Origin of the sequence: Pseudomonas sp. NPDC089395, assembly GCF_044749525.1 — a bacterium.
Classification (GTDB): Bacteria; Pseudomonadota; Gammaproteobacteria; order Pseudomonadales; family Pseudomonadaceae; genus Aquipseudomonas.
This window is the reverse complement of sequence record NZ_JBIVID010000008.1, coordinates 186,929-198,772: the sequence shown is the minus strand read 5'-3', so window position 1 is coordinate 198,772 and position 11,844 is coordinate 186,929. Positions and strand designations below refer to the sequence as shown.

Genomic DNA, 11,844 nt, shown 5'->3' with positions numbered 1-11,844 from the left:
TGTAGGAGCGGATTTATCCGCGATGAAGCCAACACTGTTATTCAACTGAAAAACACAGAGGAACGGCCATGGTCCTGCGTTCGGAAATCCTGATGAACAAAAACGTCATGCCAACCGCCGAGCAAGCCCTGCCCGGCCGCGAAACCCCGATGACCCTGCCTGAGTTCCACTACGTGTTCGAAGGCACCCCGCTGCTCGGCCCGTTCTTCGAAGGCAGCATCGATTTCGCCATCTTCGGCCTGGGCTGCTTCTGGGGCGCCGAGCGCCGTTTCTGGCAGCGTGAAGGCGTGGTCAGCACCGTGGTCGGCTATGCCGGCGGCTTCACTCCCAACCCTACCTACGAAGAAGTCTGCTCGGGCCTGACCGGCCACACCGAAGTGGTGCTGGTGGTGTTCGACAAGAACCGCGTCAGCTACCGCGAACTCCTGACGATGTTCTGGGAGCTGCACAACCCGACCCAAGGCATGCGCCAGGGCAACGACGTCGGCACCCAGTACCGCTCGGCCATCTTCTGCACCTCACCGCAGCAGCTCGAAGAAGCCAAGGCCAGCCGCGACGCCTTCCAGGCCGAGCTGAGCAAGGCCGGCTTCGGCGAGATCACCACCGAGATCGACCAGGCACCGACCGTGTACTTCGCCGAGGCCTACCACCAGCAGTACCTGGCCAAGAACCCGGACGGCTACTGCGGCATCGGCGGCACCGGCGTGTGCCTGCCACCCAGCCTGCAAGGCAACTGAGCCATGGCCACGATGACCCTGTTCCACTCGCCCCTGTCGCCGTTCGTGCGCAAGGTCATGGTGGTGCTGCACGAGACCGGCCAGCTTGACCGCGTGGCTCTGCAGCCGGTGAACATCAGCCCGGTGAACGGTGACGAGCAGCTCAACCAGGGCAACCCAATCGGCAAGATCCCGGCCCTGCGCCTGGAAGACGGCACCGTGCTGCACGACAGCCGGGTGATCTGCGAATACCTCGACCTGCAGCATGTCGGCTTGCCGCTGCTGCCTCGCGAGGGTTCGGCGCGCTGGCGGCGCATGGCCCTGATGTCGCAGGCCGATGCGATCATGGACGCGGCGGTGTCGTCGCGCTATGAAAGCTTCTTGCGACCGGAGGACAAACGCTGGGATGGCTGGCTGGAGGCGCAGGGCGAGAAGATTCGGCGCAGCCTGGCCAACCTGGAGCAGGAGCACCTGGCGGAGCTGATTTCGGGGTTTGATCTGGTGGCGATTGGCGTGGCCTGTGCGCTGGGGTATCTGGACTTGCGCCAGCCTGAGTTTGGCTGGCGAGCGCGCCAGCCAGGATTGGCGGCGTGGTATGCCGAGGTGAGCAAGCGGCCGTCGATGGTCGCCACGGCACCGGTGGCCTGACAGACCGCTATCGCCGGCAAGCCGGCTCCCACAGGTACGGTGCAGTCCTTGAATCCTGCGCTGTACCTGTGGGAGCCGGCTTGCCGGCGATAGGGCCGGTACAGGCTGAACCAATCAGCAGTCAGGCTTGCCCGTAGTAAACCGCTTCGCCGGGTTCACTGCCGCCTTGAACTCGCGCAGCGCCTTGGCCCCCACCAGCAGCGGGTAGTTGAAGTGGCTGCGGTCCACCAGGTTCACCTCCACGGTGCGCTTCACATCCCCCAGGCACAGCTCCAGGTCGACCACCGGCCGCTTGGAGAGCTCCGGTGCATCACCTTCGTCCTCTTCTTCGGCACGGCCCTTGATCTTGCTGATGCGCGAGACCTTGTGCTCATAAACCTTGCCGTTCGAATCCTTGGTCGCCAGGCGAAAACGCACCCACTCCTCGCCATCGCGATTGAACAGCTCGATGTCCTTGGCCGACAGCGACGCGGTGTAGGCACCGGTGTCCATCTTGGCTTTCAGCGTTTCGCCAAGCTCAGGCAAGGCAATGTTCTCGTAGCGGCCATAGATCGTCGGCTCGGCGGCCATGACTGGCAGCGCCAGCAGCGATAACAGGGCAAGCATGGATTTCACAGGGCAGGCTTCCTTGTAAGGGGTCAGTGCTTAGACTGCACAGGCAGGATAGGTTCGCTGACACAAGGCTAAACAACATAATGTGAAACATTTGTCCCCGCCGCAGGCAATTGCACATTTGGCGTAGGACGCAGCCCTGCTTATCATTGCCCACTGCTTCCTTTCACAACACGAGTTTCCTTATGCGTCGCCTGTTCACTGGCATTCTCACGACCACCCTGCTGCTGCTCAACACTGTGGTGTTGATCTGCCCGCTGCTGGTCTTCGCCCTGCTCAAACTGGTCCTGCCGGGCCGTGGGCGTGACTATGCCTCGTGGGCGGTGATGTGGGTGGCCGAAACCTGGTCGGAAATCGACAAGGCCATTTTCGCCCTGTGCATCCCGACCCAGTGGGATATCCGCGGCGTCGAGAATCTGCGCAAGGACACCTCGTACCTTGCCGTCAGCAACCACCAGACCTGGGTCGACATCCCGGCGCTGATCGAGAGCCTCAACCGGCGCACGCCGTTCTTCAAGTTCTTCCTCAAGAAGGAGCTGATCTGGGTGCCGCTGCTGGGCCTGGCCTGGTGGGGGCTGGATTACCCGTTCATGAAGCGCTACAGCAAGGCGTTTCTGGACAAGCACCCCGAACTCAAGGGCAAGGACCTGGAGATCACCAAGGCCGCCTGCGAGCTGTTCAAGCGCCAGCCGGTGACCGTGGTCAACTACCTGGAAGGCACGCGCTTCACCGAGGCCAAGCACCGGGAACAACAATCACCCTATCGCTACCTGCTCAAGCCCAAGGCGGGCGGCGTGGCGTTCGTGCTGGCGGCGCTGGGCGAGCAGCTCGATGCGCTGCTGGACGTGACCATCGTGTATCCCGGCAACAAGGCGCCGGGATTCTGGGCCCTGCTCAACGGCAGCATCAGTCGGGTGATTATCGACATTCGCGTGCGTGAACTGGACCCGGCCTTGTGGGCGGGGGACTACGAGAATGATCCGGCCTTCCGCCAGACTGTGCAGGCCTGGGTGAATCGGGTGTGGGAGGAGAAGGATCAGCGGATCGAGCAGTTGCGCTCGGAAATACGTTGACCTGATCGGGCCCTATCGCCGGCAAGCCGGCTCCCACAAGTACACCACCGCTCTCAAGGCTTGCGCCATACCTGTGGGAGCCGGCTTGCCGGCGATGGGGCCCTGACACACACCGACTAATCCCAATTAAAACCCAGACTTATAATCAGCATTAGGAATACTTCTTTGTCACACCCCACCTAAGTGGATAAAAATCGATCAAAGCACAACTACAAAAAAGCCTGGATCGATCAATGGCCAACCAACCTAGCTCCGCCCCGCCCCAACTTCGCCGTGTCCTGGGCCTCCCAGCCCTGGTGTTCTTCGGCCTGGTCTACATGGTCCCACTGACCATCTTCACCACCTATGGCATCGTCACCGAACTCACCGGTGGCCGCACCGCCGGCGCCTATTTGGTCACCCTGCTGGCCATGCTGTTCACCGCCGCGTCCTACAGTTTCATGGTCAAGCGCTTCCCGGTCGCGGGCTCGGCGTATTCCTACACCAACATGGCCTTCGGCCAGAACGTCGGCTTCCTGGCAGGCTGGTCGCTGCTGCTCGACTACCTGTTCCTGCCGATGATCAACTACCTGCTGATCGGCCTGTTCCTCAACATCGCCTTCCCGGCAGTGCCCGCCTGGGCCTTCGTGCTTGCCTCCATCGCCCTGGTGACCGTGCTCAACGTGGTCGGCATCAACTCGGTGGCCAAGACCAGCAACCTGATCGTCGGCGCGCAGATCGTGTTCATCGGCGTGTTCGTAGCGCTGTCGTGGCAGACCCTGGGCAACGGCCAGCCAATCGACTGGCTGACGCCGCTGCGCGGTGATGGCAGCGCACCCGGCTTCGGCCCGCTGATGGCTGGCGCTGCCGTACTGTGCCTGTCGTTCCTGGGTTTCGACGCTGTTTCCACGCTGGCCGAAGAAAGCCGCGACGCTCGCCGCGATGTGCCGCGTGCCATCATCCTCACCACCCTGTTCGCCGGCCTGCTGTTCACCGTGCTGGCCTATGTGAGCCAGCTGGTACTGCCGGGTAGCACCTTCGCCAACGCCGATGCCGCCGCCAACGAGGTGATGCTCAAGGCGGGTGGGCAGTTCTTGGCCAACTTCTTCACCGCCGCCTATGTAGCTGGCAGCTTGGGTTCGGCACTGGCCTCCCAGGCAGCGGTGTCGCGCATTCTCTACACCATGGGCCGCGACCGAGTGCTGCCGCAGCGTACCTTTGGCCACCTGTCGCCACGCCTCGGCACGCCGGTGTTCGCCATCCTGCTGGTGTCGGCGTTTTCGCTGCTGGCGCTGGTGATCGACCTGTCCACCCTCGCCTCGCTGATCAGCTTTGGCGCGCTGGTGGCGTTCTCGGCGGTGAACCTGGCGGTGGTGAAGACCCACCTGATGGACGACAGCGCACAGCGCAACCTCAAAGGCCTGCTGTGCTATGGCGCGGTGCCGCTGGTGGGGTTGAGCCTGACCTTGTGGCTGTGGACCAGCCTGTCGGCGCTGACCATGGTGATTGGTCTGTGCTGGTTTGCGCTGGGGTTGGCGTATCTGGCCGTCTTGACCGCCGGTTTCCGCCGTCCGGTTTGCCTCGTCGATTTTTCCGAAGCCGGTTGAACGCGGCGCGGTTTCATAGCGGACCCTGATAATTCTGCTAGTTGTGCACGGCCTCGCGAAGACGAAGACTTATGCAACACGTCTTTTGCGAGGCCCTGTCCATTGAAAACCGCCGCCCTTGCCTATAGCCCGTACGGGTACATCGCCAATCAAGCACGTCTGGTCTCGATGCTTGGTTTCAATGGAGAACGGTACGATCCGCTGAACAGACTTTATGCGTTAGGAAAAGGCTACCGTAGCTACAATCCAGCACTGATGCGCTTTGTCGCACCCGACAGCCTGAGCCCATTCGCAGAGGGTGGCACCAACGCTTATGCCTATTGTGCTGGAGATCCCATCAACTACGTGGATCCCACCGGTCATGCACCCACTGTCAACCAGTTGATACAGGCCAGAAGCAGACTTAAAAAGCCCGCAAGTTCAGCCACGTCACAGAAAATTTATTTGAAAAAAAATCATGTCGGCAAGCGCAGTAAAGTCAACACTGCCCCCCTTGATACGCCCAGCTCCGTACCCGAAACACTCCAACTGTCCATCCCTCAGCGCCGCGCGGCCAAAAGCCAAGGCAGCTCGATCTTAAGCAACCCGGTTTCGCGGGAACACACCTACAAAGATCGGCAGGTATATTATTTATTCGTCGACAAACTGCTGAACACCCAAGCAAAGTCAGAGCAACTATTTTTCGATTTACCCGTCACAATCGCCTACAAATCACAGACAGATATAAAAACAACCAACATTGAACTTGCTCGCATTAGAGACGAGACCAATCTGTTACGAGCCACTGCAGCAAGACTCTATCCCTATACCGATCTACCCATTGCTCCGCGCGTAGTATGAACACAGTTATCGAAGATATAAGAGATGATCTCGCATGAGATTATAGAAGAACGAAATTGGCTGATAAAATTTAAAACCACCCTGAAGAGCTATCGGTTCTGAAGGCGAGGTGAGGGACACTTGATGAGAAGCGCGACGTTTCTTGCTTATACGCCTTATGGACATTTTCAAGATGCCCACGTGAATCAGCAGCTGCTCGGCTTCAATGGCGAAGTGCTAGAAAAGCGCTCTGGAACCTACCTGCTTGGTAATGGCTATCGCCCGTACAGCCCGGCAGTTATGAGATTCCTTGCACCTGATAGCTGGAGCCCGTTTGGCAGAGGTGGCCGAAATGCCTATGCCTATTGCGCAGGCGAACCGATCAACCGTCTTGATCCCAGCGGACATGTCGATATCAGCGGCATGCGAAGGGTTGCCAATCCAATGCGCGACCGGGCAAGAGCAATCGAGACAAGGCGGGTTCAACAACAACCCGCACAACAGCGGGTCGCGGAACTGAGACAGCGGCTAGCACAACGGCAACAAGCTCAAGTACCTCAACCGCGGAACAGAAACCCTCTAGCACAAGGTGGCGGAGATCAGCACTTCGCACACTTAGCCACGAACCAACGCGGTCCTCAGGGTAACGGCCCCCTGGCTTCCAGACAGCCATCTGTCTCTACGGAAAATCAGATGACTGTCCCTGAAGCAGTCGACCTGTATGACCGCCTGACGACCGCATTAGGGCACGAACAGACCTATATCAATAACCTTAATTATGTAGCGCCGGGTACCGAGATACGTCGTCAATATGACGCAGATATTGCCCGGATACGCACAGACATAGCAGACATACGGGACCGACTCGGCGTTCATCTCAGAGGTGGGCAATTTTAACTAACCGCACCCTGCAGGTTCGCTACTCATGGATAGGGTTCAGACCGAAGGCGTGGCCGCGGGTGCCGGTGTAGTCCACAGGCTACCCAGATTCTGCAGCAACGACCCAGCGATGCCCTGCTGGCCAAGATACTGCAGAATCAGCGGGGCAAACTGGCCGATCATCCCGGTGTCCATCCCCAGCGCCTTGAACGCAGTGTCCAGGTCATTGCGGTTCTCGACGTTGTTGCCCAGGGCATTGCTCAGCGCCGACTGGCTTTCGCTGTTCTTGCCCAGCAACTCGCCCAGGCCACTCAAGCCGCCCAGCGCATTGGCGCCCGACAGCAGGTCGAGGCCCGGCACGGCCTTGGTCAGTTGGCCATAGTCATCGCTGCTCAGGTTGTTGCGCGCCAACCCCAGCATGGCCCCCGCCCCGCCCACGGCTTGTTCGGGCGTGATCTTCAGCTCGCTACCCAAGGTATTGAGCAGATTGGCCTGCCCCTCGGGCGCCTGCACCTGGCCCTGTGGGTTTTGGTTCTGCATGGCCGACACGGCGTTGGCAGCGTCGCTGAGGTTGAAGGCGAACACCGGGCTTGCGGCCAGGGTCATCAGGGTTGCCAGGGTGAATGCTTTCATTGGGAGGAACCTCGTGGGCCGGGATGGCCGGGGAAACGAGGCATTCGACTCGGCGTTCGGGGGTTTGTTCCTGGGCAGGCTGGTTCGGCTACCTAGTATTTTTGTCAGTAGCCACTCCATTTGTTCCCCACTCATTATGGTGTCACACCTCACTCCATTGGTAGTTGCATCGGTAAACCACCAACGAGGCATCACTTGAAGAGGAATGCGCCATGCAATCAAAACGAGATGCCACCCAGCTTTTCTATCAGAACGAGAAACTCAGCATTGTCAAAGCAGACAGTAGTACACGCAGCGTTTTACGCATCGCGAATACGCCGCTGGCTGTGAAAAATAACGCCACCCCATCGGCTATTTTGATCTCCGACCGAACCGACTCTGTCCTTGGCACAATTGAGTCCAATCGACTCGAAAATGAATTGCACGCCTATACCGCCTACGGATACAACTCAAGGTTGCTTTCGCATTGCGGCCCGGTGGCCTTCAACGGTGAGCGCCTTGAGCCAATCACCCAGAACTATGCACTGGGCAATGGCTATAGGCTGCTCAGGCCTAATTTGATGCGCTTCTGCTCGCCCGATGATCTTAGCCCGTTTGGTGACGGTGGGTTGAACAGCTACATGTACTGTGGCGGAGATCCTATAAACAACACAGACCCATCGGGCCACTCGATAGTCAAATGGATAGGCAATAAATTCTTTGGACGGCAAGCGAAAAAAATTGAGCGCATTCAAACGTACAACAAGGGTGTAAACAAACGAAACGACCAGCGAAGCAGGATACTTTACGGCAAAAGTTATAGCGCCTATGAAGAAGGTCCTCGACCCTTGCCGTTGTCGCCAGGAGAGAGTACGCAGCGCTTGGTGGATATAAGCACTGGGATAAAAAAGCACGCATTCACAAAAACTAAATCACTCAATGCAAAAGACATAAAATACGCAGAAAAATATGACATCCCACTCAGTACGATAGACCAACACTTGAAAGAGCAATTGGAATTTGCAGAAACACTAATAGCAGAAAGACGCGGCTCCCCGGTACCAGCAAATAAAACAGCTTCTCTTGCGCCTAGCCGGCGCACAGCGCCCTTAGTGGTGGACATCAGAAGGGACAGAGACAGGTTTGCTTTCAATCCACCTATCTGAGTTAGGCGATACGGGAGGGCAAGCGGCACGTTAGTGACGCTTGTCCTCCCGCATGCCAACTCCAATCTGCCGCATCAAAGGTGGCTCCTCACCTACAGCCCCTGCAAAGCGGGTTTATCTCCCACCTTTTTAATTTTTTTCCTATTTCTTGTAGGAAATTTCTGAAACATACTCTCAACCCCCTCAAGCCATTGCGGTGACCTGGGTTGCGCACTAGTCTCGGGCGGTCGTTGCGAAAGCGGCGATCAGCTTTGACAGGCTGACTAGGTTAGAACGATGGTTTTGCCTTTATGGCGGCTGTACGTGGGGCACTTCGGTGCGCCGGGTTTCGTTCTTCCTACCGGTCTGTCAACCCATGTACAGCTGCCACCTTTCTGTTTGACAGCAGACGGTGACGAGCTCCCTTAACCAGGAGAACAAATATGTTAAAAATCGTCCCCGATCCACCTCACAATCCCCACTCTCTCGAAGACACCCTCATCCAGGCCACGGACTATGCCCTGTGCGCCCAAACCGTCGCGCATCAGGCGATTCTGCTGCAACCCAAATCACCGGTTTCGATTCTGATGATGGCCACGATGCATGAGCTTGAAGCGCTGCGGGTGCTGCTTGAGTCCGCGTTGATCCAGGCGCAGATGCCCGTGGAGCCGCGGACGCTGCACTAAGGGCTCAAACCATGTGCTGCATGGTCTGGCCTCATCGCGGGTAAACCCGCTCCTACAGGGACAGCTCAAGGCCATGGTCTGTGGTGAACCTGTAGGAGCGGGTTTACCCGCGATGAGGCCGGATCAGGCAGCAAAGAACCTTCAGGGAGATCGAACAATGACCACAGACGACACCAAAACCACCGTGGGCAAGACCTTCTTCTACCAGGCCGAAGGCCAAACCCAACCGCTGTTCTGCATCGCCCCAGGCATTCCTTGCCAAAGCGCCCGCGAACAGGCCTCGGAGCTGATGGGCTATGTGCGCGACATGACCCTCACCGGCCTGATGGAAGGCGACCAGCAACTGATCTGGGCTTCCCACTACCTCAGTGCAATGGCCAAGGCGCTACTGGATGATGCCGAGCTGGGAATGATGCACTGATACCCGGTACCTGATATTTCTACCAGTTTCATAATCCCTGCAACTGTTCAGAATGAACGTACTCAACACCACTGCAGGGGACCGAAGCCATGAGCAACTCATTGTTCTTCTACCAAGGTGACAAGCTCATCACCGTGAAACAGGGTGATCAGCATCGCAGCATCTTCCGCCATGCGGACATGCCGCTGGCCGAGCAGCAATCGGACGACCCAGCGGGCAACGGGCTACTGGTAACCGACGACAAGGGTTCTGTGCTGCAAGTATTGGACGCCGATAAAAACGAAGCCCCTCAATAGAGGGGCTTCGTCATTTCAGTCACATCACGCCGCACTGAAGGTCTTGTGCGGATCGATCACAAACTTCTTCGGCACACCTGCATCGAACTCACCATAGCCTTCCGGCGCCTGATCCAGGCTGATGACCTGCACACCCACCACTTCAGCGATGTTGATACGGTCCCACATGATCGCCTGCATCAGCTGACGGTTGTACTTCATGGTCGGAGTCTGGCCGGTGTGGAAGCTGTGCGATTTCGCCCAGCCCAGGCCAAAGCGGATGCTCAGCGCGCCGATCTTGGCGGCAGCATCGACCGCGCCTGGGTCTTCGGTCACATACAGGCCCGGGATACCGATGTTGCCGGCAACACGGGTCACTTGCATCAGCGAGTTCAGCACGGTAGCCGGGGCCTCGTGCTTGGCGCCTTCATGACCATGGCCACGGGCTTCGAAGCCTACGGCATCGACGGCGCAATCCACTTCAGGCTCACCGAGGATGTCGATGATCTGCTCGTGCAGCGGGGTGTCCTTGGACAGGTCGACCACTTCGAAGCCCTGGGACTTGGCATGTGCCAGGCGCAGTGGGTTGAGGTCGCCAACGATGACGCAGGCTGCGCCCAGCAGGCGGGCCGAGGCAGCCGCTGCCAGGCCGACCGGGCCGGCGCCCGCTACGTAAACAGTACTGCCTGGGCCAACGCCGGCCGTCACGGCTCCGTGGTAACCGGTTGGCAGGATATCGGACAGGCAGGTCAGGTCACGGATCTTCTCCATGGCCTTGTCGCGGTCCGGCAGTTTCAGCAGGTTGAAGTCGGCGTACGGTACCAGCACGTATTCGGCCTGACCGCCGGTCCAGTCGCCCATGTCGACATAACCGTAGGCGCCACCGGCACGGGCCGGGTTGACGGTGAGACAGACGCCGGTGTGCATCTCTTTGCACGAGCGGCAGCGGCCGCAGGCGACGTTGAACGGAACGGACACCAGGTCACCGATCTTCAGGCGTTCGACGTCACGCCCCATCTCGACGATTTCACCGGTGATTTCGTGGCCCAGCACCAGGCCGACCTGGGCAGTGGTACGGCCGCGGACCATGTGCTGGTCGGAGCCGCAGATGTTGGTGGAGACCACCTTGAGGATGACGCCGTGTTCGATCTTCTTGCCGCGCGGGTCCTGCATTTTCGGGTAGTCGATCTTCTGTACTTCGACCTTGCCAGCGCCGAGATACACCACTCCACGATTGCCAGACATGCTCTTACCTCGCTTGATTTGTATTTATGCAGCGTTGGTTGAAGCGCCGCCATCCGTGGGCGGCATGGGGTACTGGGATGCAGAGAATTGTGGGCCTGATGGGGGATGTCGCAGTGACTGGAAGCGACAGGGAGATGCCTTTTTACGGCAGGGGAAAAGGGGTTGGGCCAATCGCCGGCAAGCCGGCTCCCACAGGTACTGCGCCAGGCTTGAGGCCTGTGGGGTACCTGTGGGAGCCGGCTTGCCGGCGATGAGGCCCGAGAGTTCGCTACAGAACCACAGTCCGATTGGCGTTAAGGAACACCCGCCGCTCGATGTGATACCCCACCGCCCGCGCCAGGGTCAGGCATTCGATGTCCCGCCCCTTGGCAATCAAGTCTTCCGGATAGTGGCTGTGGTCCACCACCTCGACCCCCTGGGCAATGATCGGCCCTTCGTCGAGGTCGTTGTTGATGTAGTGCGCCGTGGCGCCGACCATCTTCACGCCCTTGTTGTACGCCTGGTGATAAGGCTTGGCACCCTTGAACCCCGGCAGCAACGAGTGGTGAATGTTGATCGCCCAGCCATCCAGGCGCCGGCACAGCTCGGGCGACAGCACCTGCATGTAGCGGGCAAGGATCACCAGCTCGGCGCCGCTTTCCTCGATCACCTGCAGCACCTTGCGCTCTTGCCCGGCCTTGTCCTTGGGGTCGAGGGCGAAGTGGTAGTAGGGAATCTTGTGCCACTGCGCCAGCGGCTCCAGGTCAGGGTGGTTGGACACCACCGCAACCACATCCATCGACAGCTGGCCGATGCGCTGGCGATACAGCAGATCGTTCAGGCAGTGGTCGGCCTTGGATACCATGATCACCACCTTGGGGCGGTGATTCGGCGCGGTCAGCTCGAAGGCCATGCCGAACGCTTCGCTGCGCTCGCCGAGGCCGGCACGAAAGCCCACCTCGTCGAAATCGTCCGGCTGGCGGAATTCGACGCGAATGAAGAAGCGCCCCGACTGCCGGTCATCGAAGGAGTGGTGCTCGGTGACGTAGCAGCGCTGCTCGAAGAGGTAACGCGTCACCACGTCGACGGTGCCGAGCATGCTCGGGCAGTCGGCGGTGAGAATCCAGGTATCCGGTGCCCGACTCATG

The 11,844-nt window shown here is 59.1% G+C and carries 14 protein-coding genes; 10 read left to right on the top strand and 4 right to left on the bottom strand.

Going from position 1 to position 11,844, the window contains the following annotated elements:
• Positions 1-68 precede the first annotated feature (68 nt).
• Positions 69-737, top strand: a complete 669-nt coding sequence (msrA, locus tag ACIPZG_RS18585; RefSeq protein WP_400715978.1) for a peptide-methionine (S)-S-oxide reductase MsrA — start codon at positions 69-71, stop codon at positions 735-737.
• A gap of 3 nt (positions 738-740) precedes the next feature.
• Positions 741-1,364, top strand: a complete 624-nt coding sequence (locus tag ACIPZG_RS18580; protein ID WP_400715976.1) for a glutathione S-transferase — start codon at positions 741-743, stop codon at positions 1,362-1,364.
• A 114-nt stretch (positions 1,365-1,478) separates the two neighbouring features.
• On the opposite strand, the gene ACIPZG_RS18575 is transcribed toward ACIPZG_RS18580, so the two are convergent.
• Positions 1,479-1,979: an ATP-dependent zinc protease gene (locus ACIPZG_RS18575; protein WP_400715974.1), complete on the bottom strand. Its 501-nt coding sequence runs from the start codon at positions 1,977-1,979 to the stop codon at positions 1,479-1,481.
• 182 nt (positions 1,980-2,161) lie between these two features.
• Between ACIPZG_RS18575 and ACIPZG_RS18570 the strand changes: the two genes are divergently transcribed.
• The 4 genes from ACIPZG_RS18570 to ACIPZG_RS18555 all read left to right on the top strand — a co-directional run bounded on the left by ACIPZG_RS18570 (position 2,162) and on the right by ACIPZG_RS18555 (position 6,351).
• Positions 2,162-3,049: an acyltransferase gene (locus tag ACIPZG_RS18570; RefSeq protein WP_400715972.1), complete on the top strand. Its 888-nt coding sequence runs from the start codon at positions 2,162-2,164 to the stop codon at positions 3,047-3,049.
• Between the two features lie 233 nt (positions 3,050-3,282).
• Entirely contained in the window at positions 3,283-4,635 is a 1,353-nt protein-coding gene (locus ACIPZG_RS18565) for an APC family permease (protein ID WP_400715970.1), read from the top strand.
• Positions 4,636-4,737: 102 nt separating this feature from the next.
• On the top strand, positions 4,738-5,475 hold the full coding sequence (locus ACIPZG_RS18560; protein WP_400715968.1) for an RHS repeat-associated core domain-containing protein: 738 nt from the start codon (positions 4,738-4,740) through the stop codon (positions 5,473-5,475).
• Between the two features lie 123 nt (positions 5,476-5,598).
• Entirely contained in the window at positions 5,599-6,351 is a 753-nt protein-coding gene (locus tag ACIPZG_RS18555) for an RHS repeat-associated core domain-containing protein (protein ID WP_400715966.1), read from the top strand.
• A 39-nt stretch (positions 6,352-6,390) separates the two neighbouring features.
• On the opposite strand, the gene ACIPZG_RS18550 is transcribed toward ACIPZG_RS18555, so the two are convergent.
• A complete protein-coding gene (locus tag ACIPZG_RS18550) occupies positions 6,391-6,966 on the bottom strand; it encodes a DUF2780 domain-containing protein (RefSeq protein WP_400715964.1) in 576 nt (191 codons plus the stop codon).
• Positions 6,967-7,178: 212 nt separating this feature from the next.
• Here ACIPZG_RS18550 and ACIPZG_RS18545 point away from each other — a divergent pair, with 212 nt between their 5' ends.
• The 4 genes from ACIPZG_RS18545 (at position 7,179) to ACIPZG_RS18530 (ending at position 9,493) form a co-directional block, all read left to right on the top strand.
• Complete coding sequence (locus ACIPZG_RS18545; RefSeq protein ID WP_400715962.1) at positions 7,179-8,111, top strand: RHS repeat-associated core domain-containing protein; 933 nt, start codon at positions 7,179-7,181, stop codon at positions 8,109-8,111.
• A gap of 422 nt (positions 8,112-8,533) precedes the next feature.
• The gene (locus tag ACIPZG_RS18540; RefSeq protein ID WP_008095907.1) at positions 8,534-8,776 is read left to right on the top strand and encodes a hypothetical protein; all 243 of its coding nucleotides are present in this window, start codon (positions 8,534-8,536) and stop codon (positions 8,774-8,776) included.
• 157 nt (positions 8,777-8,933) lie between these two features.
• On the top strand, positions 8,934-9,197 hold the full coding sequence (locus tag ACIPZG_RS18535) for a DUF3077 domain-containing protein (RefSeq protein ID WP_400715960.1): 264 nt from the start codon (positions 8,934-8,936) through the stop codon (positions 9,195-9,197).
• A gap of 89 nt (positions 9,198-9,286) precedes the next feature.
• On the top strand, positions 9,287-9,493 hold the full coding sequence (locus tag ACIPZG_RS18530; protein ID WP_400638846.1) for a hypothetical protein: 207 nt from the start codon (positions 9,287-9,289) through the stop codon (positions 9,491-9,493).
• Positions 9,494-9,517: 24 nt separating this feature from the next.
• Here the strand turns inward: ACIPZG_RS18530 and fdhA are convergent, their stop codons facing one another.
• Entirely contained in the window at positions 9,518-10,717 is a 1,200-nt protein-coding gene (gene fdhA / locus ACIPZG_RS18525; protein ID WP_008095899.1) for a formaldehyde dehydrogenase, glutathione-independent, read from the bottom strand.
• Positions 10,718-10,985: 268 nt separating this feature from the next.
• Positions 10,986-11,843, bottom strand: a complete 858-nt coding sequence (gene purU, locus ACIPZG_RS18520) for a formyltetrahydrofolate deformylase (RefSeq protein ID WP_008095897.1) — start codon at positions 11,841-11,843, stop codon at positions 10,986-10,988.
• Position 11,844: the final 1 nt, after the last annotated feature.

Coding starts and splice junctions, on each gene's coding strand:
- ACIPZG_RS18535 (WP_400715960.1), top strand. CDS start 8,934: ATGACCACAGACGACACCAAAACCACCGTGGGCAAGACCTTCTTCTAC.
- ACIPZG_RS18545 (WP_400715962.1), top strand. CDS start 7,179: ATGCAATCAAAACGAGATGCCACCCAGCTTTTCTATCAGAACGAGAAA.
- ACIPZG_RS18555 (WP_400715966.1), top strand. CDS start 5,599: ATGAGAAGCGCGACGTTTCTTGCTTATACGCCTTATGGACATTTTCAA.
- fdhA (WP_008095899.1), bottom strand. CDS start 10,717: ATGTCTGGCAATCGTGGAGTGGTGTATCTCGGCGCTGGCAAGGTCGAA.
- purU (WP_008095897.1), bottom strand. CDS start 11,843: ATGAGTCGGGCACCGGATACCTGGATTCTCACCGCCGACTGCCCGAGC.
- ACIPZG_RS18530 (WP_400638846.1), top strand. CDS start 9,287: ATGAGCAACTCATTGTTCTTCTACCAAGGTGACAAGCTCATCACCGTG.
- ACIPZG_RS18550 (WP_400715964.1), bottom strand. CDS start 6,966: ATGAAAGCATTCACCCTGGCAACCCTGATGACCCTGGCCGCAAGCCCG.
- ACIPZG_RS18570 (WP_400715972.1), top strand. CDS start 2,162: ATGCGTCGCCTGTTCACTGGCATTCTCACGACCACCCTGCTGCTGCTC.
- msrA (WP_400715978.1), top strand. CDS start 69: ATGGTCCTGCGTTCGGAAATCCTGATGAACAAAAACGTCATGCCAACC.
- ACIPZG_RS18580 (WP_400715976.1), top strand. CDS start 741: ATGGCCACGATGACCCTGTTCCACTCGCCCCTGTCGCCGTTCGTGCGC.
- ACIPZG_RS18540 (WP_008095907.1), top strand. CDS start 8,534: ATGTTAAAAATCGTCCCCGATCCACCTCACAATCCCCACTCTCTCGAA.
- ACIPZG_RS18565 (WP_400715970.1), top strand. CDS start 3,283: ATGGCCAACCAACCTAGCTCCGCCCCGCCCCAACTTCGCCGTGTCCTG.